The sequence below is a fragment of the Streptomyces sp. T028 genome (assembly GCF_048159505.1).
In the GTDB taxonomy this organism is placed as follows: Bacteria; Actinomycetota; Actinomycetes; order Streptomycetales; family Streptomycetaceae; genus Streptomyces.
Genome location: NZ_JBLRVZ010000026.1, coordinates 244,375 through 268,541, shown reverse-complemented (window position 1 = coordinate 268,541; position 24,167 = coordinate 244,375). Strand labels below are relative to the sequence as shown.

Below are 24,167 nucleotides of genomic sequence, written 5' to 3'. Positions count from 1 at the left end.
GCCATGCCACGCCCCGTCATCGCCGTCGTCTACGACTTCGGCTCCGTCGCCCCCGCGGACATCGTGGACCGCCTCGCACCGCTCGGCGAGGTCGTCCTCGCCGTGTGCCGCTCCGCCCACACCGAGCAACTCGCCCTGCTGCTGGCCGACCTGGCGCCGGTGGTGCCGGTCGACGAGGACCTCGAAGAGGCCGCCGCGCGCCTTCGGGAACACCGCCCCGACGCCCTGCTCACCTTCAGCGAGCGCCGACTCGGGACGACCGCGGAACTGGCCGCGCGGCTCGGGCTGCCGTACCACGACACGGACACCGTACGACTGCTGACGGACAAGTACGAGCAGCGGCGCAGGCTCCGCGAGCGGGGCGTGGACCCGGTGCGGACCTGGCTGCTGCGCACCCCGCACGACTGGGCGCCCGCGCTCGCCGCGGTGGGACTGCCGGCGGTTCTCAAGCCGGCCAGGGGCGAGGGCAGCCGCAGCACCCACCTGGTGCGGGACGCGGACACCGGCGCCGCGCTCACCGCCGACCTGCTGGCCGGCCCGGACGGGGAGCCGGCCCTCGTGCTGGAGGAGTATCTGGCGGGCGTCGACCGCTCCCCGTACGGCGACCACGTCTCCGTGGAGAGCGCGGTGGGGCGCGGCCGGGTCACGCACTGGGCGGTGACCGGCAAGTTCCCGCTGGCCCCGCCGTTCCGCGAGGTCGGCCACTACTGGCCGGCGCCGCTCGCCGACGCCGAACGGGCGGCGGTGCTCGACCTCGCGGGCCGCGCGGTCGAGGCACTCGGACTGCGCACCGGCATCACCCACACCGAGATCAAACTGACCGCCCGGGGCCCCCGGCTGATCGAGGTCAACGGAAGGCTGGGCGGCTTCCAGAGCGGACTGGGCCGCCTCGCGGGCGGACTCGACCCGGTGGCACTGGCGGGGCACCTCGCCCTGGGCGGGCCGGCTCCCGGGATCCGGGCGCCGCAGGAGCGGGTGGTGTACGCCCGCGCCGTGCCGACCCCCGTCGAGGGCGGCCTGCTCACCGGCGTGCACGGGCTCGCGGACGCGCTCGCCCTGCCCGGCGTCGACGGCTACGAGACCCGCGTGCAGCCCGGCACCCAGGTACAACCGGGCGTCGGCACGGGGGAGTTGGCCGTGCTGTGGGGGACCGCCGACGACCACCGCGCGATGGTCGCCGTACTCGACCAGGCCCTCGACATGCTCACCTACACCTTCGCCGACGGCCGTACCCTGCGCGCCCGCGACCTGGCCGCCTCCACTGCCCTCCCCACCGCCCTCACACCTCTCGACCGATGAAAGGCCCCCGCATGCCCACCGAGACGCCGACTCCCGCCCCCAACACGGCGGTTGCGGCCCCCCGTACGGCGAGCGCCGAAGTCCGCACGGACATCCCGCGGTTCCTGCCGGTGGCCGGGCACCACGAACCGGCGCCCTTCTACCTGACCGCCGACATGTTCGGCGGCGTCCCCGTCGAGCTCGCCGGCGGCCCCATCGACCACCTCGTCGGCAGACCGGTGGCCGATCCGCACCGGCACGAGGTCGACGAGATCTACTTCCTGGTCTCGCCCCACCCGGGCGGCGCGCGCATCGAGGTCCTCGTCGACGGCGACCGGCACGAGCTGACCTCGCCCGCCCTGCTGCGGGTCCCCGCCGGGGCCGAGCACCGCTTCCTCACCCTGGAGGCCGAGCCCGGCAGTTACTGCTTCGGCCTCCTGCTCGGCGGTGAGCGGTGAGCGCCCCCGCCGTCCCGCGCACCCCGACGGGGGCGCCCGTGCGCCTGCACCTCAGCGAGAGCCCGTACGGCCCCAGTCCACACGCCCTGCGCGCCGCCCACGAGGCCGTCGACGCCACCGGCACCTATCCCGACCCCGCCCGCACCGCGCCCGCACAGGCCGTCGCCGAGCTGCTGGGCGTGCGCCCGGACCAGGTCGCCGTCGCCAACGGCAGTGACGAACTGGTCCTGCTCACCGCGCTGTGCCTGGGCGACCTGCAGCGCCCCGGGGTCACCACCGCGGGCACCTTCCCCGGGTACCGGATCTGTCTGGAGAACGTCCGGCGCGGCTGCCGAGAAGTACCCGTGGGCGACCTCGCCGCCCTGGCCGACGCCTTCGACGGCGCGGGTGTGGTGTACGTGTGCAACCCGCACAACCCGACCGGGGACGCCCTCGACCGCGCCGGGTTCGACCTCCTCGTCGAGCGGGCGGCCGCCACCGGCACCCCCCTCGTGGTGGACGAGGCCTACCTGGACTTCGCCCCGCCCGGCACCCCCCAGGTCCTCGACCACCTCGGCACCGGCGCCCCGGTGCTGGCCCTGCGCACCTTCTCCAAGGCGCACGGGCTGGCCGGGCTGCGCATCGGCTACGCCGTGGGCAGCGCCGGCCTCGTGGGAAGGCTGCGCGAGGTGCAGGGCAGCATGCCGTTCAGCGTCAACCGGGCCGCCCAGGCCGCCGCCGTGGCCGCGCTCGCCGACCGCGGCCATGTGGAGCGGGTACGGCGCGACAACGCCGTGGCCCGTGAGCGGTTCCGGGCCGACCTGGCCGCCCGGGGGCGCCGGGCGCTGCCGTCGGTGACCAACTTCCTCGCCGTACCGGTGCCCGACTCCGCACGCACCGAACGGCTGCTGGAGCGCGACCACGGCATCCTCGTCCGCGACGCGGGGCGCTTCGGACTCGAGGGGCACCTGCGGATCTCCGTCGGCGGGGCCGCGGACCTCGCACGCCTACTCGACGCCCTCGACATCGTCGCCCCCGCCACCGACCCCGCCCTCACGCCCGCACGGGAGGACCGGTGACCCGGGCGACCACCCCCGACACCGACCGCCTCCGGCTGCGCCAGGTGCCGTCGGGGGAGGGCTCGCGGGAGGCGGCGAGGACGCTCACCGGCGCCCACCCGACCGGAACGCACCGGCCGGGCCGGGACACGCACGTGCTCGTCCGCGACGAGGGTGCCCTCGTCCTCGACGGCACGGGATTCCACCGTCCGCCCACGGGCGGGGCCGTCGAGACCGGCTTCGACCCGCACCCGGACTCCCGGGGCCGGGGCCGCGCCACCGAGGCTCCGGCCGCGCTCGCCCACCGGGCGCCGGCCGACCCCGGCGTCGACACGGTCGTCGCCACGACCACGCACGACCACACCCCTTCCCCACGCGCCCTGGAGCGCATCGGCTTCGCCCGCCGCCCCGACCGCGGCGGCCCCTTCGTCCACGCGCTCATCCGCTGACCGGGCACCGGCCCGCACCCGATCCGGATCGGCCCGCACCCGACCCGGGTCGCCCGGACCGTCCCAGACCTGGCGCGCCCCCGATGCACCTGCGGTGCACGGCCGTGACCCCGACCCCTACCCCGTGCCGCCCCGCTCCGAGACCCCACCCGCCGCCCACGGCCGGGAGAAACCGAGGCACCCCGTGAGAACCGCACCGCCGCCGGCCGCGCCGCCCACCCGGGAGGCGGCCGACGCGCCCGGCCAGCCGTACGGCTACCGACGCCACGAGCCCGTCGAGCCCGACTGGCGGCGCTTCCCGGCCTGGCGGCACGTCACCCCCGCCGAGTGGCGCGACCCGCAGTGGCAGCGCGCCCACTGCGTCAAGGGTGTCCGACACCTGCGCGAGGTGGCCGGAACCGGCCTCGACGAGGCGTTCTACGACGACCTCGCGGCCGACCAACGGCAGTTCGCGACCATGCCGATCCTGCTCACGCCGCACGTCCTCAACACCATCGCCCCCCTGTCCGCCCCCGACACCACCGCCTGGTACGCCGACCCCGTCCGCCGCTACATGCTGCCCGTCGCCAGCGACCGCCACCCCAGGTGGCCCAGTCACCCGCTCGCCTCCCGGGACTCCCTGCACGAGGCCGAGATGTGGGTGGTCGAGGGCCTCACCCACCGCTATCCGACCAAGGTGCTCGCCGAACTCGTCACCACCTGCCCGCAGTACTGCGGCCACTGCACCCGCATGGACCTGGTCGGCACCTCCACCCCGCAGATCGACAAGTACCGGTTCGTGCTGCGCCCGGCGGACCGCCTCGACCGGATGATCGCCTATCTGCGCGCCACACCCACCGTGCGCGACGTCGTGGTCTCCGGGGGCGACGTCGCCAACGTGCCCTGGCCCAGGCTGCGTTCCTTCGTGGACCGGCTCCTCGACCTGGACAACATCCGGGACATCCGGCTCGCCAGCAAGGGCCTGGTCGGACTGCCCCAGCACTGGCTCGCCCCCGACGTGCTCGACGGCATGGCCCACCTCGCCGCCAAGGCCTCCGCGCGCGGCGTCGGTCTGGCGATGCACACCCACGCCAACGCCGTCCAGCAGATCACCCCGCTGGTCGCCGAGGCGTCCCGCGCGCTGCTCGCCGCCGGTCTGCGCGACGTACGCAACCAGGGCGTGCTCCTGCACGGCGTCAACCACACGCCCGAGGCCCTGCTCGACCTGTGCTTCGCCCTGCTCGACAGCGCGCAGATCATGCCGTACTACTTCTACCTCTGCGACATCGTGCCCGGCGCCGAGCACTGGCGGATCCCGCTGTCCGAGGCCCAAAGCCTCCAGCACGCCGTCATGGGCTACCTGCCCGGCTTCGCCACCCCCCGGCTGGTGTGCGACGTGCCCTACGTCGGCAAGCGCTGGGTGCACCAGGCCGACGCCTACGACCGCGAACTGGGCGTCTCCGACTGGTCCAAGAACTACCTGACCTCCGTGGAGCACGACGATCCCGAGGCGCTGCGCCGCACCCACCACTACTACGACCCCCTGCACACCCTGCCCGACGCCGGGCAGGCACACTGGGCGCGGCGGCGGCCGGCGGAGTCCCGGTGAACGGCGGTGCGGAGAAGCGGAGTTCACCGCTCGGACTGCACCGGGTGCTCGCCCCGGCCGGGGTGCTGCCGCAGGCCGCCGACCGGCTCGACCCCGACTCCCCGCTCCACGACGACGAGGTGCGCATCGACGTGGAGTACCTCAACCTCGACGCGGCGTCCTACCGGCAGCTCCACGAGGAGCACGGCGGGGACGGCGACGCGATACGGGACGCGGTGTGCCGGATCGTGCGCGAGCGAGGCAAGATGCACAACCCGGTCACCGGTTCCGGGGGCATGCTGATCGGCACGGTCGCCGAGGCCGGGCCGCGCACCCCGCTCGGGCTCAAGCCCGGCGACCGGGTGGCCAGCCTGGTCTCCCTCACGCTGACGCCCCTGACCCTGACCGACGGGCTGCGCGACTGGGACGGGCTGGGGGAGCGCGTACCGGCCCGCGGGCACGCCGTCCTCTTCGGCCGGTCCGTCGCCGCGGCCCTGCCCGCCGACCTGCCCGACGAACTGTCCCTCGCCGTCCTGGACGTGTGCGGCGCGCCCGCGCTGACGGCCCGTACCGTCGCCGAGTACGCCACCCGCTCCGGCGCCGCGCCCTCGGTGGCCGTCCTGGGCGCGGCCGGCAAGTCGGGCAGCCTCGCGCTGGCCGCCGCCCGCCGCGCCGGCGCGGGCCGGCTGGTGGGCATCGTGCCCGACCGTGCCGAGGAGGCCGCGCTCACCGCGTCCGGGCTGGCCGGCACGGTGCTGCGGGCCGACGCCCGCGACGCGGTCGCGCTGAGCGAGCGGCTCGACGGGTGCGGCGGTCCCGTCGACATCACCGTGGTCTGCACCGACGTACCCGGCTGCGAGCACGCGGCGGTGCTGGCGACACGCGACGGCGGCACCGTCGTCTTCTTCTCGATGGCCACCTCGTTCCCCGCGGCGGCGCTCGGCGCCGAAGGGCTGCGCGCCGACGTCACCATGCTGATCGGCAACGGCTACCAGCCCGGCCACGCCGACCAGGCCCTGGACCTGGTGCGCACCGAGCCGGGAGTACGGGACCTGTTCGCCCGCAGACTCGCACCGTCGCACGCCGACACCGCCGTCCGCCCCGCAGCCACCGCCGTCCGCCGGCCCGCGGCCACCGCAGGCAAGCTCGGCCTCGACCCTCACCTGGTGGAACGGGCGAGGAAGCTGGCCGTGCGCGCCGGGCGCCCGGTGGTGGACCTGGCCCGGTCCCACACCACCGTGGCCGTGGAGCGGGCCGCGCTGCGGCTGGCAGGGCTGTCCGGTGCCGACGCCGAGGGCATCCCCTGGGTCAACCGGCTGGTGGACGCGGTGCGGGACCAGGTCGGTCTGGAACACGGGGTGGCGCTGCCGGTCTGGCACGCGCTGCGCGACGGGCCGAGCCGCGACCTCACCGAGCTCGCCGCCCGCGCCACGGCCCGGGACGTGTCCTTCCGGCTGCCCGAGGGCGCCGCCGCCGAACACGCCGTACGCGACGCCCGCCGGGCCATGGCCAAGGGCCTCGCGGTCATCGACGGACGCCGCCGGGAACGCGAGCGCCTGATCCAGGAGTGGGGCGAGCCGCGCGGACCGCTCGTCTATCTGATCGTGGCCACCGGCGACATCCACGAGGACGTCCGGCAGGCCGTGGCGGCGGCCCGCGGCGGGGCCGACGTCATCGCCGTCATCCGCTCCACCGGCCAGTCGCTGCTCGACTACGTGCCCCACGGCGCCACCCGCGAGGGCTACGCCGGCACCTACGCCACCCAGGAGAACTTCCGCCTGATGCGCGCCGCCCTCGACGAGGTCTCGGCGCGGCTCGGCCGCTACGTCCGCCTGACCAACTACGCCTCCGGACTGTGCATGCCGGAGATCGCCGTACTGGCGGGCCTGGAACGGCTCGACATGATGCTCAACGACTCGATGTACGGCATCCTCTTCCGCGACATCAACCCGCTGCGCACCTTCGTCGACCAGCGGTTCTCCCGCCAGCTGCACGCCCGCGCCGGCATCGTGATCAACACGGGCGAGGACAACTACCTCACCACCGCCGACGCGATGCGGGCGGCCCACACGGTCACCGCCAGCCAGCTGCTGAACGAGTACTTCGGCAAGGAGGCCGGACTCACCGACGCCCAGCTCGGCCTGGGGCACGCCTTCGAGATCGACCCGGACCTGCCCGACTCCTTCCGCATGGAACTCGCCCACGCGCTGCTCGCCCGCGAACTGTTCCCCGACGCCCCGCTCAAGTGGATGCCGCCGACCCGACACATGACCGGTGACGTCTTCCGCGGGTATCTGCTCAACGGGTTCTTCAACCTGGCCGGGGCGCTGACCCGGCAGAACATCCTGCTCGTCGGCATGATGACCGAGGCCGTCGTCACCCCCTTCCTCTCCGACCGCGACCTGGCGCTGCAGAACGTCCGGTACGTGCTGGACGCCGCCGGCTCCCTGGAGGAGGACTTCCGGCCGGCCCCCGGCGGTGTCATCGCCCGCCGCGCGGACACGGTGCTGCGCGAGGCCGTCGACCTGCTGGAGGGGCTGTGCGACCGCGGCCTGCCGGCCGCCATCGCCGAGGGCACGTTCGGCGGCATGCGCCGTCCCGCCGACGGCGGCCGCGGCCGGGACGGGCTGGCCGAACGCGCCCCCGGCTACCGCAATCCCGCCATCGAACTGCTGGAGGGGTCCCGGGACCCCGAACCGGAAGGAGAAGACCGGCGATGAACACCCCCGCAGGGCCGCCGCCCGCGGTCCGTCCCTACGGCGACACCACCGACGACGGCATGGTGCAGCTGTCGTTCACCCTCCCCCTGCCGCACGGCCCCCTCGCCGAGGCCGCCGCCCTCCGACTGGCCCGTCTGATGGGCATGGAGCGCCCGCTCCTGGTCCACGCCCGGCCGGTGGGGGAGGAGTTCGCCTTCTTCGTCGTCTACGGCGCGGTCGTCCACCGGGTGGACCTGGACACCGTCGACGTCGTGGAACGGGAGTACCCGCTGCTGTCGGCCCAGGAGGTCGACGAGACCGTCCACCAGGGCCTGGGCCGCGAGCTGGTCGTGGTCGGCGCGTGCATCGGGACGGACGCGCACACCGTCGGCATCGACGCCATCCTCAACATCAAGGGCTTCGCCGGGCAGAAGGGCCTCGAGTACTACCACTCGATGCGCGTGGTCAACCTCGGCGCCCAGGTCGCGGTCGCCGACCTGGTCCACCGGGCGGTGAGCGAGCGCGCCGACGCCGTCCTCGTCTCCCAGGCCGTCACCCAGCGCGACGCGCACCTGACCAACGTACGCGAACTCAGCGCCGAACTGGACGCGGCGTTCGCCGGGAGGCGCCGGCCCCTGCTGGTGGTGGGCGGACCGCGCTTCGACCCGGCCATGGCCGCCGAACTGGGCGCCGACCGCGTCTTCGGACGCGGCACCACCCCCGACGACGTGGCCAGCTATCTCGCCCACGCCTCGACCGCCGAACGGGCCGCCCCGGCGGACGACAGGAGCGCCGTATGAGGCCACCGGAAGCGAGCGGTACCGCGGACCGGCTCGACGCCCGGTTCCGTACGGTCGCCGCCCGTGAGCCCGGCCGTACGGCCGTCACCGACGCCCGCGGTCCGGTCACCTACGGCCGACTCGCCGAGCAGGCCGACGCCGTCACCCGCGCCCTGCGCGGCCGGGTCACCCCCGGACAGCCCGTCGCGTTGCGGGCCGGGCGCTCGTGGTCCGCACTGGCCGGACTCCTGGGCATCCTGGGCGCCGGAGCCTCCTACCTGCCGGTCGACCCCGGGTATCCGCGGGACCGGCAGCGCCATCTGCTCGACGACTCGGGCGCCCGGCTGGTCCTCGCCGAAGGGCCTCCGGCACCGGGGGAGTCCCCGCTCGCCGAGGCGGGACCGCTGGTCCTCACCTCGCGGCCGCCGGCCCCCGGCGCCGCCGACCCGCCCGTCCTCCCCCCGGACACCGCCTACACCATCTACACCTCCGGCTCCACGGGCGCGCCCAAGGGCTGTGTCGTCGGGCACGCGCAGGTGCTGGCCCTGCTGGACGCCGCCGTGCCCCTGTTCGACGTCGGAGCCGACGACGTGTGGACGCTGTTCCATTCCTGGAGCTTCGACTTCAGTGTCTGGGAGATCTGGGGCGCCCTGCTGTACGGCGGCCGGGCGGTGGTCGTCGACCGGGACACCGCCGCCGACCCCGAGGCCTTCGCGGAGCTGCTGGCGGCCGAAGGGGTCACCGTGCTCAACCAGGTGCCCTCCGCCTTCGGCCAGCTCGTCACCGAGGCGGCGGCCGGCGGGGTGCGGCTGCCGGCCCTGCGCCATGTCGTCCTCGGCGGCGAGGCACTCGTGCCCGACGACGTACGCCGCTGGTGGGACGCGGGCACGGCACCCGCCGCGGCCGTCACCAACATGTACGGCATCACGGAGACCACCGTGCATGTCACCCACTGCACCCTCACGCCCGACATCCTGCGCGAGGCCGGTCCCGGACGGACCCCGATCGGACGGCCGCTGGACCACCTGACCGTCGAACTCCGCGATGAACAAGGGCAGTTGGTGGATCCGGGGCAGCCCGGTGAACTGTGGGTCGGCGGGGTGGGGGTCAGTCACGGCTACCTCGGCCGCAGCGCCCTCACCGCCGAACGATTCCCTCCGGCACCGGACGGCACGGGCCGCCGCTACCGCAGCGGTGACTGGGCCGTCGCCGACGCCGACGGTCGGCTCTTCTACGCGGGCCGGATGGACGGCCAGGTCAAGCTGCGCGGGTTCCGCATCGAACTCGGCGAGATCGAGACGGAGTTGCGCGCCATGCCCGGCGTCGACGGTGCCGCCTGCCTCGTCGACGACAGCGGCCGTACACCGGTGCTCGCCGCCTACCTGGTCGCCGACCGGGACGAACTGCCCCCGCACCAGGTGCGCGAGCACCTCGCCCGGCGACTCCCCGCGCACATGCTTCCGCAGCGACTGCGCTACCTCGACCGGCTGCCGCTCACCCCGCACGGCAAGCTGGACCGTACGGCGCTGGTGGCCGTCTCCGGCGCCCGCCCGTCCCCGGGGCCGGTCCGCACGACAGAGACCCCCTGACCCACCCACCCATGACGGCGGAGGGCGCCGACGGGAGTTCCCCGTCGGNCCCTCCGCCGTCATGGGCCGGAGCGGATCTACGCCTGCGCCAGGCCGGGGTCGCTGTGCCAGGAGACCTGAAGGGCCAGCAGCATGAGGTGCGCCCGGTTGCTGACCCCCGCCTTTCCCCGGATTCTGCGCAGATAGGTGTCCACGGTGTGCGGACTCAGATTCATTCTGCGCGCGATGGAGGCATACGTGTGTCCCTCGGCGAGATGGCCGAGTACTTCGAGCTCACGGTCGCTGAGCTGTTTCAGTGTTTCGACGGCGAACGGACGCACAGGTGTGCCTTTCTCAGTGAGGACGAGAGCCTCGGGGCCGAGCCTTCGCCGGCGGGACGGTCAGGACTGCCCGGCGCGTCTCGCGCGCGTCGCCGCGCCGGACCGCGGTGAGGCGGGTTAAGGTGCGCCGTGATCGGGGGACGACACGGTGGGGGTGCGAGCCGAGTGCTGACCGTCTGCCCGATTCCGGGGCGGTGCGCCGACCTGGGCTCGCCGGGCTCGTCGAGCCGCGTGCGGACCGGTTCAGCCGCCCACCCTGCCCCATCCGCTGTCGCCGTCCGTGGAGATGCCGCCCGCTGCGGTGACCACGACGTCGGTGGAGCGACGGCCCCATCCGCTGTCGTCGTCCGTGTCCTCCGTGCCGGCGAGCACGGAATGCGTGGCCGCTTCGGGTGTGGGCGCCGACACGGTGTGGACCGCTCCCATGAAGCCGGCGAACGCGATGCACGCGAGGGCGGACGCTGCGGCGGTGGCACGGAAGGACTTCATGGGGGCACTCCTGGTTCTGATTTCTTGAACGGAACCGGTAGTTCCGTGTATTCGATCTCCGGTGCCCTCAAGACTTCAGTGCCGACGGTCGTCATGACCAGCGGCCGAGGTGCTCACCAAGCTGTCCCGCAGCAAAGGGAACAGGGGATGTAATGTTCATATCAGATAGTAACCGGGCAATCGACCCACCTGTACGACTCAGTGACAGGGAGTCCGCCCTCTACCGATGGGTGGCGGCGAACGAACGCATGGACGCGGAGTGCGCGGCCCGGGAACTGGGCCTCACCCGCGACGAGGTGGTGCGCGGCGTCGGCTCCCTGACCGAACTCGGGCTGCTCAAAGCCGACTTGGACGACCCGGCGCGGCTGCGCCCGGTCGATCCGGACCTGGTGGCCGCGGCGGTGACCATCTCCATGGAGGCCGCGATCCGCACCCAGCAGGCCGAACTGCATCGCATCCGGGACCAGTTCGCCGATCTGCGCGGCCACTACCGGGACAGCCTCAGCCGGGAGTCCGTCGATCTGGAGGTGATCCCCGGACTGGGGGAGGTACGGGCCGCCCTCAACCGGGCCGCCGAGGAGTGCACCGAGGAGATGCTCACCAGTCAGCCCGGCGGGAACAGGCTTCCCGAAGTCCTCCAGGAGGCACTGGCCCGTGACACCGCGATACTGTCCCGCGGGGTGCGGATGCGCACGCTCTACCACCACACCGCACGCTTCAACGGACCCAGCCAGGCCTATGTCGCCATGGTGTCCGCCCTCGGTGCCGAGTACCGCACCGCGCACGAGCTGTTCGGCCGGCTGATCGTCTTCGACCGCAAGGTGGCCTTCATCCCCGAACGCGGCGGCACCTGGGGCGCGGTGGTGATCCGGGAACCCTCCGTCGTCCACTACCTGTGCGAGATGTTCGAGCAGGCGTGGACGCAGGCCGCGCCGTTCTCCGACGCCGCCGCCGACGGCCTGGAACTCGTCGCCAAGGACATCCACCGGACGATCGTGCGGCTGCTCGCGGCCGGCCTGAAGGACGAGAGCATCGCGCGCCGGATCGGCATGTCCCTGCGCACCGCCAGGAAACACATCGCCGACATCATGGAGACCCTCGGGGCCGAGAGCCGCTTTCAGGCCGGGGTCCTCGCGGCGCAGCAAGGACTCCTCGACGACGCCCCGGAGGCCGGTTCCACGGACTGAGGCCGAGCACACCCCGCCGGAACGTCCGGGGACACCGCCCGCGGGGCGACGGGCCGCCACCGCTTCGGTACCGTGAGTCCGGGACTCCCGCAACTCGCGTCGTGTGCAGCAGAGTTCCTGCAAACCGCAGGCGCGAGCCGGGGCCACGGCACCGCCCGCCCTCGCGGTCATGTGGCGCGACGGCAGACCTGCCCCTCCCGGGATGTCCCGTGTACCACGTACGGGCCGTCCGCGCGTGAACTACGGCACGCGGGACGCTGCGGGTGCGATGCGGAGCGGAGCGGGACGTGGACTACGAGGGAGACCGCGGCAAGGGCAAGGCCGGTCTGGAGCTCCTGGTCAGGGATCTGGCCCTGTGCCTGTCGGTCCACCGCGACAGGGGACCGGCCATGGTGTGGCCGGACGGTGTCGACGCCGTGCTGTCGGGGGACGGCGGCGTACGGCGCGGGCGCGAGGGCCCGCGACGGGAGCCGGACGGCGTGGCCGCCGGGACGGCGAAGCTGACCTCGAGCCTCGGTGAACTGCTGGGCTGCCGGGTCGGGAGTTCGTATCTGACCCTGCCCACCGGCACGCGGAACGCCGGCAACACGGCCGCGACCGACCTTGTGTTCCTGCCGGTGCGCGGCAGCTGCGGAGGCCGCGTCGAACCGGCACCTCCCGGACGGGCCCGTGCCGTACTGGACCGCCCCCTGGAACTGCGTCTGAGGGTGGGTGAAGCCCTCTACGTGCCGTACGGCTTGGGCTACGAGCTCAACCAGGCGCATGCGCCCTGCACACTCCTCGTCCTCGCACTGCACCCGCCGGTCTGGTGACCCGGCACACCGGTCACCGGTCCGGTACGGCGTCGGCGGCCATGGCCCGCAGCAGGCTCGCGGGACGGATGTCGGTCCAGTGCTCGCCTATGTAGGCCAGGCAGTCCTGGCGCGAGCCCTCCGGCCGGGCCACGGTCCAGCCCGCCGGCACCTCGGCGGACGCAGGCCACAGGGAGTGCTGGTTCTCCTCGTTGACGAGGACGAGGAAGGCGCCGTCCGGGTTGTCGAAGGGGCCGCTCACGATGGTGTTCCTCCTCGTGCCGGGACTGGGTGCGGTGAGCTCACCCACCCGCCGCAGATGATTTCCCCTGCGGGCTTTCCGCTCAAGTCACGGGATGACGCGACAAGGCGCACAGGGTGTTCCCGAGTTGCGTACGGCGTACTCACTTACGTACAGTAATACAGCGTACGAGGTACTCACTTATTGGCGAACTGGAGGAGACGTGGATTCACCCATCGTGTCGGCCCGGGGCCTGCGGAAACGCTTCGGTGACGTCGAGGCGCTGGCCGGCCTGGACCTGGCCGTGCCGCCCGGCACCGTCTACGGACTGCTCGGACCGAACGGCGCGGGCAAGAGCACCGCCGTCCGGATCCTCAGCACGCTGACCCTCCCCACGGCCGGGCGCGCCACCGTCGCCGGCTTCGACGTGGCAGAACACCCCGGCAAGGTCCGCGAAGCCATCGGGCTGGCCGGGCAGTACGCGGCCATGGACGAGAAGCTGACGGGCCGCGAGAACCTGCGGGTCTTCGGCAGGCTGGCCCGGCTGGGCCGACGCGGCGCCCGGCGGCGCGCCGACGAGCTGCTGGAGCGGTTCGAGCTCACCGAGGCAGCCGACCGGCAGGTCGGCACCTACTCCGGCGGCATGCGGCGACGCGTCGACCTGATGGCCAGCCTGCTGCGCGCGCCGTCCGTCCTCTTCCTGGACGAGCCCACCACCGGACTCGACCCGCGCAGCCGCCTGGAGATCTGGGCCGTCGTGCGCGAACTGGTCGCGGCCGGCACGACCGTGCTGCTCACCACCCAGTACCTCGAGGAGGCCGACCGACTCGCCTCGGCCGTGGCCGTGATCGACCGCGGGCAGGTGATCGCCGAGGGCACCCCGGCACAGCTCAAGACCCGGATCGGCAGTCACATCGACGTCGAGGTGAGCAGCGAGGACGACGTCGCGGAGGCCATGGCCGTCCTCGAGCGGATGACCGGAGGACAGCCGTGGGCCCAGGACCTGAGCATCGTCACGGGCGTGCACGGCAAGGCGCCGTCGGTGCCGCGGATCGTGCGCGAACTCGACGCGGCGGGGGTGGCCATTCAGGACGTCGGAGTCCGCAGGCCCAGCCTCGACGACGTCTTCCTCACTCTCACCGGCCGCCCCGTGGAGGAGTCCGCGGAGCGGCGGACCGACGAACACCCCGAGCAGCGGAAGAAGCAGGAGGCGGCAGCGTGATCGTCCTGGCGGACAGTCTCACCCTGGTCGAGCGCAAACTCCTCCAACTGCGGCATCAGCCCGGCACCCTTGTCGCGATGCTGGTGATGCCCGCGGTCATGGTCGTCCTCTTCGGCTATGTCTTCGGCAGTGCCATCCGGGTTCCGGGCGACGGGAACTACCGCGAGTACCTCATGCCCGGCCTGTTCGTGATGACCGGCATGTTCGCGCTGTCCTCGGCGATGGTGGACGTCGCCGCCGACCAGAGCCGCGGGGTGACGGACAGGCTGCGCTCGATGCCCACCTCCCGCATGGCGGTGCCTGTCGGCCAGACGGGCGCGGACGCCGTCACGGGACTGTTCGGGCTGGTCATCCTGCTGGCCTGCGGGCTGGCCGTCGGCTGGCGCGTGCACGACGGCCTCGGCCGCGCCGCGGCCGCGGTCGGTGTCCTGCTCCTCTTCCGCTACACCATGTCCTGGGTCGGTACGTACCTGGGGCTGCTGCTGCCGTCGGAGCGGACGGCCGACTCGCTGTCGCCCCTCACCCTGCCCCTCAGCATGCTGTCCAACGCGTTCGTGCCGACGGACGGCATGCCGGCCTGGCTGCGGGCGATCTGCGAATGGAACCCGGTCAGCGCCGCGGTCGCCGCGTGCCGGAAGCTGTTCGGCAACCCCGGGGCACCCGCCGCGGACGGCTCGTGGCCGCTCACCCACCCGCTGACCGCGACCCTGCTGTGGACCGCGGTGCTCCTGGTGGTCTTCGTCCCGCTCTCGGTACGGCGCTTCGCCCGCGCCGGCCTGTGAACCCGCGCCCCGGAGCGGTTCAGCAACACGTGCGTTCTCAGGAGCGCTCCGGCGGCTCGTTCCCCGGGGGGCCGGACAGGGTCGGGAAACGGGCCTCGACGCCGTCCAGCAGGATGGCGAGGCCGGCCTCGAACTTCTCGTCGTGGCCGCCGTGCCGTGCCTCGTGGACCAACCGCTCCAGGTACGGAAAGCGGCCGGTGGCCAGCAGTTCGGTCATGTACGGCCCCATCCGCTTCTGCCAGGCCGCGCGATCCTCCCCGGAGCGCAGGGCCGCTTCCCGCTCCGCGGTCTCGGCCTGGCTGGCACCCGTGACCCAGTGCCGGATCAGGTTCACGACGTGGACCATGTCGTCGATGCTCAGTCCACGGCCGTCGACGAGGGCGAGGTCGCGCTCGTTGGCACTGAGCAGGTTGGGGCCCATGATCGGCCTGCCGGCCATGGCGTGCGCCAGCCAGGGGTGCCGGAGCAACGTCTCCCGGTACCGGCGGGCGAACGTGGCCAGATCCGCACGGACGTCCCCGGTCGGCTCCTGCTCCTCGAAGCCGAGGGCCTGGTCGATCACCACGGCGTACAGGTCTTCCTTGTTCGGCAGATACCGGTAGAGCGTCATCGCGCCGGTGCCTAGTTCCTTGGCGATGCGCCGCATCGTCACCGCCTCGATGCCCTCGCCGTCCGCCAGCGCGATCGCCACCTCGGCGATGCGCTCACGGCTGTACGCCGGAGCCGGTCCCCTCGCCCCTCTTTCCCGCCGCAACCAGATGATCGGATTCGGATCGCTCATGCGCCGATGGTAATCGCGTACAGCGTCCTCGATTACAGCTGGAAGCCGGAAAAGGGTTGGACGGGGTGGTGCGCGGGCTTGTAGCTTGCGGTGGACCGTGACACCGCCCGAGGAGGTGAGACCCATGAACGCTGTATCGATGTGGGTGCTCCGCCTTCCCGTCACGATCGGGCGATCGACGTAGGTGTCGCCGGGAGCGCCTCGCCAACAAGGCACTCCCGAAAGGCAACACCCATGCACTCTCCCATGTTCGACGTGATCATTGCCGGGTGCGGGCCGGCCGGCGCGATGCTGGCCGCCGAGCTCAGGCTGCACGATGTGCGGGTACTCGTTCTGGAGAAGGAAACCGAGCCCGTGTCGTTCGCCCGCATCGTCGGTCTGCACATTCGCAGTATCGAACTGATGGCGATGCGCGGACTGCTGGATCGCATTCGCGCACACGGACGACAGCGTCCGGCCGGCGGATTCTTCGCCGCCATCGACAAACCCGCACCCCAGGGCCTGGATTCCGCGCACGCCTATCTGCTGGGCATGCCGCAGCCGGTCATCGTTCGCCTGCTCGAAGAACACGCGACCCAACTGGGTGCGCAGGTCCGCCGAGGTTGTGCGGTGGCCGATGTCGAGCAGGACGACGAGGGGGTGACCGTCGAGCTGGCCGACGGCGAACAGCTGCGTTCGCGCTATCTCGTCGGCTGTGACGGCGGGCGCAGTACGGTGCGCAAACTGCTCGGCGTCGGCTTCCCCGGCGAGCCCTCGCGGACCGAGACGCTGATGGGCGAGATGGAAGTGGGTGTGCCGCAGGAGGAGATCGCCGCCAAGGTGACCGAAATCGGCGAGACCGACAAGCGATTCTGGCTCAGGCCCATGGGCGAAGGGACGTACAGCGTCGTGGTTCCCGCCGCGGGAGTCAGCGATCGCGCGCAACCACCCACCCTCGAGGATTTCAGACAGCAGCTGCGCACCGTCGCCGGAACCGATTTCGGCGTGCACTCCCCGCGTTGGTTGTCCCGCTTCGGGGATGCCACCCGGCTGGCCGAACGCTATCGGGTCGGGCGGGTGCTGCTGGCCGGCGACGCGGCCCACATCCACCCGCCCACCGGCGGACAGGGCCTCAACCTGGGCGTTCAGGACGCGTTCAACCTCGGCTGGAAACTGGCCGCACACATCCGCGGCTGGGCGCCGGAAACACTGCTGGACACCTACCAGGCCGAACGCCGTCCGGTCGCCGAGGACGTGCTGGACAACACCCGCGCCCAGATGGAACTGCACTCCACCGAACCGGGCCCGCAGGCCGTGCGCAGGCTGCTCACCGAACTGATGGACTTCGACGAGGTGAACCGCCATCTCATCGAGAAGATCACCGCGATCGGCATCCGCTACGACTTCGGCGAAGGCCCCGACCTGCTCGGCCGCCGCCTGCGCGACATCGACGTGAACCAGGGCCACCTCTACGGTCTGCTGCATCGTGGCCGCGGGCTGCTGCTGGACCGCACCGAACGCCTGACCGCCGGCGGCTGGTCGGACCGGGTCGACCACCTCGCGGATCCCACCGCGGCACTGGATGTTCCGTGCGTCCTGCTACGCCCCGACGGCCACGTCGCCTGGATCGGCGACGATCAGCAGGACCTGGACGCCCACCTCTCCCGCTGGTTCGGCAAGCCCGCCAACTGATATCGCCCGAACACCCGAAAGGCCCGTGTTCAGACAGTCTTGATCGTGCCGCCGTCGATGACGTAGGTGACGCCGGTGATGTTTCCGGCCACGTCGGACAGGAGGAACGCGGGCCGCCACCTCTTCGGGTTGAGCGCCGCCTCAGGGTCCGGACGGTGGTGAGTCGATGAAAACCGCCCGCGCGCTCTCATCGGGGGCGACACTCGCCTCCGCGACCAGTTCCCCGTCGGCGGACCAGATGCCCGAACGGCCGGACGTGCGGTCGAACCCGCCGCCGGTCGGACCCGCGAAGGCCGCTGTGACGACCCACACACCGTGGTCGGCTGCGACCCGGCGGGCGCGCTCGCCGTGGACCTCAGCCTCGTGATCCGCGTGGACAACCCCGGCCGCATACCCGTCGATCCCCAGCGCGGCCGTCTTCGCGGCATGCTCAGGGATACCCGTGTCGCGGCAGACGGCGAGCCCCAGCCGCCACCCGTCCACTTCGATCACGGCGGGCTCCCCCGGCACAAAGCGGGCGGCCTCGCTGCCGTGCAGATACACCTTCCCGTAAGCCACCCGCGCGCCCTCGCCGTCCACAGCCAGGATGCCGATACGAGGACCCGGCACAGGCGCGCCGACCAAGGCAAGCGTCCCCGTCTCCGCGCAGGCGGCGACGATCGGAGCCAGCCGTTCATCGTCCGGAACGACCGGCACCGCGTCCAGCTCGTATCCCGTCAGCGACATCTCGGGGAAGACCACCACCCGCGCGTCCGCCGCCCGAACGGCCTCCGCATGAGCCACCGCGTTGGCCGTCACGTCGTAGGCCGTGCACCTCGGCTGCGCCACCGCGATGCTCAACGGCTGCTTCACCCCGAACTCCCCTCGTCGCATCCCACGAGCACCCTACAGAGCGGCCACACAGCGCTCCCCGGCGTCGTCACCCGGAGTCGACTGTGGTGCGGGGTCTGCGAGCGCGGTCAGAACCAGTGCAGGCAGTGCGGGGAGCGCTCGGCGCGGAAGAGCGCGTCAGCGAGAGCGGCAGCTCCTGGGCGGTGGGCCCGGATGTGTCCGGCACGTACGAGCGTGCTCGGGGCGGTGCCGCCGAGGTAGACGGAACCCAGGTCGCCGATGTCCAGGGACAGGTCGGGTTCCCGGTCCGTCGGGACGCAGTCGGCCTTGCCGTCCCGGATGGTCAGCAGGTAACGGTCGTGTTCGCCGAGGAACGGGTCGTCGATGTCGAGGACGAGCTCGCCGTCCATGAACCAGCCGCGCGCGGCCAGCGCACGCGGGACGTCCAGCAGCCGTACCCAGAGCCAGTCCATGGCGCCGCTCACCTCGCCGGCGCGGAAGTCCGCGAACTGCCAGCGCAGCGGGTGGTCGGGCGGGACGTGCCGGAAGACGACCCGAGAGACCAGGTCGTGTCCGAGTACGAACCGGGCCAGGGCCGTGAAGACGGCGTCGTCGGTGGCGATGGTCTCGTCGACCGTCAGGGCGCCGGACTCGATCGAGTAGCTGGCGTACCCGTCCGGGACGCCGGCTGCGTCACGGTGGACAGCGACGTAGCGCGGAGCCGGCGAGATCGGGGGCTGCCCCGCGCGCAGGGCCCACCAGCGGTGCGGCCGGGACAGCGCGCCGGGCTGGGCGCGGCGATAGCGGTCGTAGACCTCTTCCAGAATCTCTCCGCACTCGGCCCGACGCAGGACCTCGACCGAGCCGTTGTCCGAGCCGGTCGCTGGTGCGCCGGCCACTGCGCGCGCCCGGGGAACGGCGAGGGCGGCCTCGTGGCGCGGTACCGTCAGCCGCGCCGTGTACGTCGCCGGTCCGTAGCCGAACCTGCCGTAGATCGTGGCCTGAGAGGACAGCAGCACGGAAAGGAACTCCCCGCGGGCCCGCAGCTCGGTGAGCTGATGCCGCATCATCGCGCGGAGCACGCCCTGGCGCCGGTGCGAGGGCAGGACGCCGACGGCGGTCACCCCGGCGGCCGGGACGAGGGTCTCTCCGGGCAGGGTGAGCTCGAAGGAGTGCGTGGCGGCGGTGCCGACGGGCCGCCCGTCGGCCGTCAGGGCGAGCAGGCAGCGGTCCGTTTCGAGCGCCGACCACCAGAGCCCGCCGCCCTCGATCGGGGTTTCCGGGAAGCGCCCGAACGCGGCATGGACGGTGTCGACGAAGACGTCGAGATCCTTGTCGGTCGTGGGACGGATCTCCATCGCTGCCGCTGCCTCCTCGGGACACCGCACCACGACTCGTGGTGTCTGGCCACAGTGCAGCGTCAACGCGTGGCCGGGGCAAGCGAATTACGGCAGGGCCCGCAGCCGCGTCGACGGCCGCCGCTTGAACACGGGCGCACGTCCCCCCGTACTCGACTGCGACGAGCCCATGGGCAATCGGGCCGCCACGCTCTTGGACAAAGGAGGCACCCTTCGTGCACAGAGTCCCTGCCGCCGCCAGTACGACGACCGACCGTGTCGCCACGCACAGGCGTGGATCGCGGTGGTTGAGCAGGAAGTTCCTTGCCCTCTTCCTGGGCATCGCGACGGTGCTGGGCGGCGCCGCCCTCGTGGTTCCGCAGTTCCAACGGCAGGCCGAGGCCGTCGACGAGGTCACCGACGTGCGCTGGGATCTGGCCGACGGCGTCGCCGGCTACAACAACATGATCAACGCGGTGCGTCAGCGGGCCACCGGGGGACAGGTGCTGCGTGAGGGCGTGCTCGAGGTCGACCCCAACAGCAGCGACACCTTCACCGTCAACATCCGTGACAGCCGCGCCGCCGGACCGTCGACGGGCGGCGACAGCCTGGTCCGGCTGATCGTCCGGGCACGGGACCTCTTCGTCGTCGGGTGGCTGTCGGGCACCGATCCCAAGCTGCCCGTCTTCTACTTCAAAGGGGATGACGTCGGCTACCGGGGGCCCGGCGACAACCAGCCCGTCACCAACCTGTCCTACAACGGCAGTTACACCGACCTTGAGCGCGAGGCCGGACGAGCCCGCGACGGCATCACACTCAACTCCGCAGCCTGGGCGAACGCATGGACCACGCTCCGCGACGCGGCGACCACTTCGCAGCGGGACCAGGCCCGGTCGATGATGCTGTTCATCATGGCGGTCGCGGAGGGCGCGAGGTTCGACCCCGTCCAGACCGCTTTCGCGCAGTCCTTCGGGGACGCCGGCTCGCACACGGTCACCCCTGCCGAGGCATCCCTCATGCTGAACTGGGGCAAGGCGTCACAGCAACTGGTCGACAGTCTCAACAACGCCACACCGATCAACTTCACCATCGACGACCCGGCGACCCCGGAGGTCGACTTCGAGGCGACTACGATCAGCACCATGGCCGCGATCCTCGCGATCGCCCTGCTGCAGAACAGTCAGTGAACCCCTCGATTCGGGGCGCGATGCCTACGCCACCGCCGTCACCCGGGTGACGGCGGTCGGGAGTACCGGGTCGGCGTAGTAGGTGATCAGGCGGTGGGCGGCGTCCCCGTGGCAGGCAGACACGCCACCACCGTCGCGGCCTGCGCGACCGCGGCACCGTCCTGCGTCATCCTCAGGAATCAGCCACCTTCGCCGGACTCTCCCCGGACGCGCCTCGCCACGGCTGCTCGCAAAGACCGTTCTTCGGCTCCACGGGGCGCGTGCGCCTCGCACCGGCCCACGCATCCGTGGGCGAAGCGCGTGCCGGACTGCCGCCGAGGGCCGTCGTGGTCCGTTCGGAGTGGCCGGCCTGCGCCCCTCGTGCGCTGCTTGGCCGGTCACGGGGGCGGCGCCCATCGCTCGTTCAGGCAGGCCGTTTGCTCATTGTCGCCGTGCTCGGCCACCGGAAGGCTGACGTGCGTCGGTGAAGGACAGCGGCGGCCCGTCCGGCGGGACGTCGCGCGCTGAAACGAGGTGAGCATGGGTGTTGTGCAGGGCCGGCGCGCCGGTCCGGCAGGCTATGCCCGGCGGATCATGTCGCAACTGGCCGCCGCCCCGGACCGCCCTGCCGTGCACTGGCGTGGCGGGGCCGTCTCGGCAGGGGAGTTCGCTGCGGCCGTGACCGGCGCGGCACGCACCCTGCGTGGACTCGGCGTGGGTGGCGGCAGCATCGTCGCGATCCTGGTCGCGCCCAACAGCCCCGACATGCTCATCGCGCGCTACGCGGCCCACCTCCTGGGCGCCGCCGTCTGCCACCTGCGGTCCGCCAACCCCGGCTCGGCGGTTCCCGTGCTGTCCCCCGATGCGCAGCTGCGGATCCTGCGGGACAGTTCGGCCGACGTGCTGTTCACCGACGCCGGGAATGCCGGACGCGCACGGGCGCTGTCCGGGCGGGTGGAGCGCCGCCTGCTGGTCACGGGTTTCGGTGCCGGGGCGCTCGGATGCGTACCCGCCGACCCCGAGCCCGCGGATGCAGTGGACCTCGACGCGCTCACGCCGGCGGATCCCCGGGCGCTCGCCGCGATCGTGTTCACGAGCGGAAGCACCGGTCGCCCCAAGGGAATCCGCCTGTCGATGCGCGCCTGGGACAGTGCCGTCGAGGCTACGGCGGCGTCGGTGAGCGAGCCCGACCCGCGGATTCTCGTCGTCACCCCGCTGAGTCATACGGCCGGCCCGATGGCCGACGCGGTCCTCTCCGTCGGCGGAACCGTCTTCCTGCATGAGGAGTTCGATCCCGCGAGGGCCCTGCGCGCCGTTGCGGAGCACGGGATCACCCGCACGTTCATGGCCACGGCCCACCTGTACCGGGCGGTGGACCACGCCCGGGCCGAGCCGGCCGATCTGTCCTGCCTGCGACAGTTGATCTACAGCGGCAGCGCCGCCGCGCCCGCGAGGATCGAGGAGGCGGTGAGGGTCTTCGGGCCTGTGCTGGTGCAGGGCTACGGGACCACCGAGGCCGGCCGGATCACCATGCTCGACCCCGGCGGGCACCAGGATCCGTACCTGCGTTCGACGGTGGGCCGTCCCTTCCCGGAGACCGAGGTCAAGGTGTGTGATCCCCGCTCCGGCGACGAGCTGGCCGTCGGCCGGATCGGTGAGGTGTGGGCGCACTCACCGCATGTGATGGACGGGTACCTGGCAGATCCCGCGCTGACCGCGGGGACCCTGCGCGACGGGTGGTGTCGCACGGGCGACATCGGACACCTCGACGAACGAGGCTGTCTCCACCTCCTGGACCGGGTCGCCGACATGGTCAAGACAGCGGGCGTCAAGGTCTATCCGGCCGTCGTGGAGCGGGAGATCGCCGCTCTCCCGGGCGTCGCGCACGTCGCCGTCTACGGCGTCCGCGACGCGGACCACGTCGAGCATGTGCACGCCGCGATCGTGCCGGAGACGGGGGCGCGGATCAGCCCCGACGCCGTCCGGGCCCACATCAGCACGGTCTTCACCACCACGCACGCCCCTGAGGAGATCAGGTTCCTCGAGGAGCTGCCGCTCAATGAATCGGGCAAGCCGGACAAACGGCGCCTGCGTCTGCTCGGATCCCCCGGCTGAGACACCGCACGGACCCTCTGGCCACTCTTCCGTCGGCCGCCGACGAAGGCTCGACGCCTTTCACCCGATGACTCACCCGATGCCCTTCACCCGACGCCGTTCACTCGACGCCTTTCAGCAGAAAGCGAGTTGGCACGATGACCCAGCATCTGGACTTTTTCACGAGCGAGATGAAGGAGTTCGCCGATCACAAGCGGTCCTTCCTGGAGATCGGCCGCCGCGCCGGACGTTTCCCCAGCGCGATCGCGCGGACCGGAACCGACGCGACGGACCTGGAGGTCAGCGTCTGGTGCAGCAACGACTACCTCGGCATGGGGCAGAACCCCGCGGTGCTGGAAGCGATGAAGACGGCACTCGAAGCGTTCGGCGCGGGCTCGGGCGGCTCGCGCAACATCGGCGGCACCAACCACTACCACGTACTGCTGGAGAAGGAACTCGCGGCCCTGCACGGCAAGGAAGCGGCCCTGATCTTCAGCTCCGGCTACACCGCGAACGACGGCGCCCTGACCGTCCTGGCCGGGCGCATGCCCGGCACGCTGGTCTTCTCGGACGAGCTGAACCACGCCTCGATCATCGACGGCCTGCGCCACAGCCGCGCCGAGAAGCGCATCTTCCGCCACAACGACGTGGCGCATCTCGAGGAGCTGCTCGCCGCCGCCGACCCGGCCCGCCCCAAGATGATCGTCCTGGAGTCGGTCTACTCCATGTCCGGCGACATCGCGCCGCTGCATGACGTCATCGCCGTCGCCGAACGCCACGGCGCGACGACGTTCATCGACGAGGTGCACGCGGTCGGCATGTACGGGCCGGAGGGGGCCGGCATCGCCGCCCGCGAGGGAATCGCCGACGACTTCACCGTCATCATGGGAACGCTGGCCAAGGGATTCGGCACCGCCGGCGGCTATATCGCCGGGCCCGCCCCGCTGATCGAAGCGGTCCGCAGCTTCTCGCGCTCCTTCATCTTCACCACCTCCCTGCCGCCGGCGCTCGCCGCGGGGGCGCTTGCCGCGGTCCGCCACCTGCGTTCCTCGGACGACGAGCGGATCCGGCTCCAGGACAACGCGCGGTTGTTGCACCGCCTGCTCGACGAGCAGGGCATCCCGTACGTCTCACCGATGTCCCACATCGTCTCCGTCTTCGTCGGCGACGACGTGCTCTGCCGGCAGGCCTCCGCCCTTCTGCTCGAGCGCCACGGCATCTACGTCCAGGCGATCAACGCGCCCAGCGTCCGGGCCGGCGAGGAGATCCTGCGGGTCGCCCCCTCGGCCACGCACACCCCGAGCGACGTCGAGAAGTTCGCCGAGGCGCTGGGCGGCATCTGGCAGGAGCTGGACATCCCCCGGACGCGGGCCGCGCACGCACGGTGACCCGTACACCC

At 72.2% G+C, this 24,167-nt stretch carries 22 protein-coding genes; 16 read left to right on the top strand and 6 right to left on the bottom strand.

The window, feature by feature from the left end:
* The first annotated feature begins 3 nt into the window (after positions 1-3).
* The 8 genes from ACLZN2_RS25140 to ACLZN2_RS25105 all read left to right on the top strand — a co-directional run bounded on the left by ACLZN2_RS25140 (position 4) and on the right by ACLZN2_RS25105 (position 9,856).
* Positions 4-1,299 (top strand): ATP-grasp domain-containing protein, encoded by a 1,296-nt coding sequence (locus ACLZN2_RS25140; protein WP_416981271.1) that lies wholly within the window; start codon positions 4-6, stop codon positions 1,297-1,299.
* Between the two features lie 11 nt (positions 1,300-1,310).
* Entirely contained in the window at positions 1,311-1,736 is a 426-nt protein-coding gene (locus ACLZN2_RS25135) for a cupin domain-containing protein (RefSeq protein WP_416981270.1), read from the top strand.
* Complete coding sequence (locus ACLZN2_RS25130) at positions 1,733-2,794, top strand: pyridoxal phosphate-dependent aminotransferase (RefSeq protein ID WP_416981269.1); 1,062 nt, start codon at positions 1,733-1,735, stop codon at positions 2,792-2,794. Before ACLZN2_RS25135 ends, ACLZN2_RS25130 begins: the two co-directional genes overlap by 4 nt.
* On the top strand, positions 2,791-3,222 hold the full coding sequence (locus ACLZN2_RS25125; RefSeq protein WP_416981268.1) for a GNAT family N-acetyltransferase: 432 nt from the start codon (positions 2,791-2,793) through the stop codon (positions 3,220-3,222). The genes ACLZN2_RS25130 and ACLZN2_RS25125 overlap by 4 nt, the downstream gene beginning before the upstream one ends.
* Positions 3,223-3,406: 184 nt before the next feature.
* On the top strand, positions 3,407-4,810 hold the full coding sequence (locus tag ACLZN2_RS25120) for a KamA family radical SAM protein (RefSeq protein ID WP_416981267.1): 1,404 nt from the start codon (positions 3,407-3,409) through the stop codon (positions 4,808-4,810).
* Complete coding sequence (locus ACLZN2_RS25115) at positions 4,807-7,509, top strand: lysine 5,6-aminomutase subunit alpha TIM-barrel domain-containing protein (protein ID WP_416981266.1); 2,703 nt, start codon at positions 4,807-4,809, stop codon at positions 7,507-7,509. Before ACLZN2_RS25120 ends, ACLZN2_RS25115 begins: the two co-directional genes overlap by 4 nt.
* Positions 7,506-8,288 (top strand): OAM dimerization domain-containing protein, encoded by a 783-nt coding sequence (locus ACLZN2_RS25110; RefSeq protein WP_416981265.1) that lies wholly within the window; start codon positions 7,506-7,508, stop codon positions 8,286-8,288. The genes ACLZN2_RS25115 and ACLZN2_RS25110 overlap by 4 nt, the downstream gene beginning before the upstream one ends.
* The gene (locus ACLZN2_RS25105) at positions 8,285-9,856 is read left to right on the top strand and encodes an amino acid adenylation domain-containing protein (RefSeq protein WP_416981264.1); all 1,572 of its coding nucleotides are present in this window, start codon (positions 8,285-8,287) and stop codon (positions 9,854-9,856) included. The genes ACLZN2_RS25110 and ACLZN2_RS25105 overlap by 4 nt, the downstream gene beginning before the upstream one ends.
* Before the next feature lie 77 nt (positions 9,857-9,933).
* Here ACLZN2_RS25105 and ACLZN2_RS25100 read toward each other — a convergent pair whose 3' ends face one another.
* Both ACLZN2_RS25100 and ACLZN2_RS25095 read right to left on the bottom strand, forming a co-directional pair.
* Entirely contained in the window at positions 9,934-10,176 is a 243-nt protein-coding gene (locus ACLZN2_RS25100) for a response regulator transcription factor (protein WP_416981263.1), read from the bottom strand.
* 243 nt (positions 10,177-10,419) lie between these two features.
* The gene (locus ACLZN2_RS25095) at positions 10,420-10,665 is read right to left on the bottom strand and encodes a hypothetical protein (RefSeq protein WP_416981262.1); all 246 of its coding nucleotides are present in this window, start codon (positions 10,663-10,665) and stop codon (positions 10,420-10,422) included.
* Between the two features lie 230 nt (positions 10,666-10,895).
* On the opposite strand from ACLZN2_RS25095, the gene ACLZN2_RS25090 reads away from it, so the two are divergent.
* Both ACLZN2_RS25090 and ACLZN2_RS25085 read left to right on the top strand, forming a co-directional pair.
* Entirely contained in the window at positions 10,896-11,852 is a 957-nt protein-coding gene (locus tag ACLZN2_RS25090) for a helix-turn-helix transcriptional regulator (RefSeq protein ID WP_416981261.1), read from the top strand.
* Between the two features lie 287 nt (positions 11,853-12,139).
* A complete protein-coding gene (locus ACLZN2_RS25085; RefSeq protein ID WP_416981260.1) occupies positions 12,140-12,664 on the top strand; it encodes a hypothetical protein in 525 nt (174 codons plus the stop codon).
* A gap of 13 nt (positions 12,665-12,677) precedes the next feature.
* Here the strand turns inward: ACLZN2_RS25085 and ACLZN2_RS25080 are convergent, their stop codons facing one another.
* Positions 12,678-12,905 carry an MbtH family protein gene (locus ACLZN2_RS25080; RefSeq protein ID WP_416981259.1) on the bottom strand — a complete coding sequence of 76 codons (228 nt, stop codon included), beginning with the start codon at positions 12,903-12,905 and terminating at the stop codon, positions 12,678-12,680.
* 202 nt (positions 12,906-13,107) lie between these two features.
* Here ACLZN2_RS25080 and ACLZN2_RS25075 point away from each other — a divergent pair, with 202 nt between their 5' ends.
* Complete coding sequence (locus ACLZN2_RS25075) at positions 13,108-14,106, top strand: ATP-binding cassette domain-containing protein (RefSeq protein ID WP_416981258.1); 999 nt, start codon at positions 13,108-13,110, stop codon at positions 14,104-14,106.
* A complete protein-coding gene (locus ACLZN2_RS25070; protein WP_416981257.1) occupies positions 14,103-14,888 on the top strand; it encodes an ABC transporter permease in 786 nt (261 codons plus the stop codon). The genes ACLZN2_RS25075 and ACLZN2_RS25070 overlap by 4 nt, the downstream gene beginning before the upstream one ends.
* A gap of 37 nt (positions 14,889-14,925) precedes the next feature.
* Here the strand turns inward: ACLZN2_RS25070 and ACLZN2_RS25065 are convergent, their stop codons facing one another.
* Entirely contained in the window at positions 14,926-15,669 is a 744-nt protein-coding gene (locus ACLZN2_RS25065) for a TetR/AcrR family transcriptional regulator (RefSeq protein WP_416981256.1), read from the bottom strand.
* Positions 15,670-15,903: 234 nt separating this feature from the next.
* Here ACLZN2_RS25065 and rox point away from each other — a divergent pair, with 234 nt between their 5' ends.
* Complete coding sequence (gene rox / locus ACLZN2_RS25060) at positions 15,904-17,340, top strand: rifampin monooxygenase (RefSeq protein ID WP_416981255.1); 1,437 nt, start codon at positions 15,904-15,906, stop codon at positions 17,338-17,340.
* A 141-nt stretch (positions 17,341-17,481) separates the two neighbouring features.
* Here rox and ACLZN2_RS25055 read toward each other — a convergent pair whose 3' ends face one another.
* A complete protein-coding gene (locus tag ACLZN2_RS25055) occupies positions 17,482-18,192 on the bottom strand; it encodes a carbon-nitrogen hydrolase family protein (RefSeq protein ID WP_416981254.1) in 711 nt (236 codons plus the stop codon).
* Positions 18,193-18,299: 107 nt separating this feature from the next.
* Positions 18,300-19,529 carry a GNAT family N-acetyltransferase gene (locus tag ACLZN2_RS25050; protein ID WP_416981253.1) on the bottom strand — a complete coding sequence of 410 codons (1,230 nt, stop codon included), beginning with the start codon at positions 19,527-19,529 and terminating at the stop codon, positions 18,300-18,302.
* A 287-nt stretch (positions 19,530-19,816) separates the two neighbouring features.
* On the opposite strand from ACLZN2_RS25050, the gene ACLZN2_RS25045 reads away from it, so the two are divergent.
* The 3 genes from ACLZN2_RS25045 (at position 19,817) to hemA (ending at position 24,156) form a co-directional block, all read left to right on the top strand.
* Entirely contained in the window at positions 19,817-20,695 is an 879-nt protein-coding gene (locus tag ACLZN2_RS25045; protein ID WP_416981252.1) for a ribosome-inactivating family protein, read from the top strand.
* 519 nt (positions 20,696-21,214) lie between these two features.
* Positions 21,215-22,789, top strand: a complete 1,575-nt coding sequence (locus ACLZN2_RS25040; RefSeq protein WP_416981251.1) for a class I adenylate-forming enzyme family protein — start codon at positions 21,215-21,217, stop codon at positions 22,787-22,789.
* Positions 22,790-22,926: 137 nt separating this feature from the next.
* Positions 22,927-24,156, top strand: coding sequence for a 5-aminolevulinate synthase (gene hemA, locus ACLZN2_RS25035; protein ID WP_416981250.1), 1,230 nt, complete (start codon positions 22,927-22,929; stop codon positions 24,154-24,156).
* Positions 24,157-24,167 lie beyond the last annotated feature (11 nt).

Bases quoted from the DNA above. Each gene is read 5' to 3' on its own strand.
- rox (WP_416981255.1), top strand. From the start codon at position 15,904: ATGCACTCTCCCATGTTCGACGTGATCATTGCCGGGTGCGGGCCGGCC.
- hemA (WP_416981250.1), top strand. From the start codon at position 22,927: ATGACCCAGCATCTGGACTTTTTCACGAGCGAGATGAAGGAGTTCGCC.
- ACLZN2_RS25095 (WP_416981262.1), bottom strand. From the start codon at position 10,665: ATGAAGTCCTTCCGTGCCACCGCCGCAGCGTCCGCCCTCGCGTGCATC.
- ACLZN2_RS25135 (WP_416981270.1), top strand. From the start codon at position 1,311: ATGCCCACCGAGACGCCGACTCCCGCCCCCAACACGGCGGTTGCGGCC.
- ACLZN2_RS25140 (WP_416981271.1), top strand. From the start codon at position 4: ATGCCACGCCCCGTCATCGCCGTCGTCTACGACTTCGGCTCCGTCGCC.
- ACLZN2_RS25065 (WP_416981256.1), bottom strand. From the start codon at position 15,669: ATGAGCGATCCGAATCCGATCATCTGGTTGCGGCGGGAAAGAGGGGCG.
- ACLZN2_RS25110 (WP_416981265.1), top strand. From the start codon at position 7,506: ATGAACACCCCCGCAGGGCCGCCGCCCGCGGTCCGTCCCTACGGCGAC.
- ACLZN2_RS25105 (WP_416981264.1), top strand. From the start codon at position 8,285: ATGAGGCCACCGGAAGCGAGCGGTACCGCGGACCGGCTCGACGCCCGG.
- ACLZN2_RS25040 (WP_416981251.1), top strand. From the start codon at position 21,215: ATGGGTGTTGTGCAGGGCCGGCGCGCCGGTCCGGCAGGCTATGCCCGG.
- ACLZN2_RS25050 (WP_416981253.1), bottom strand. From the start codon at position 19,529: ATGGAGATCCGTCCCACGACCGACAAGGATCTCGACGTCTTCGTCGAC.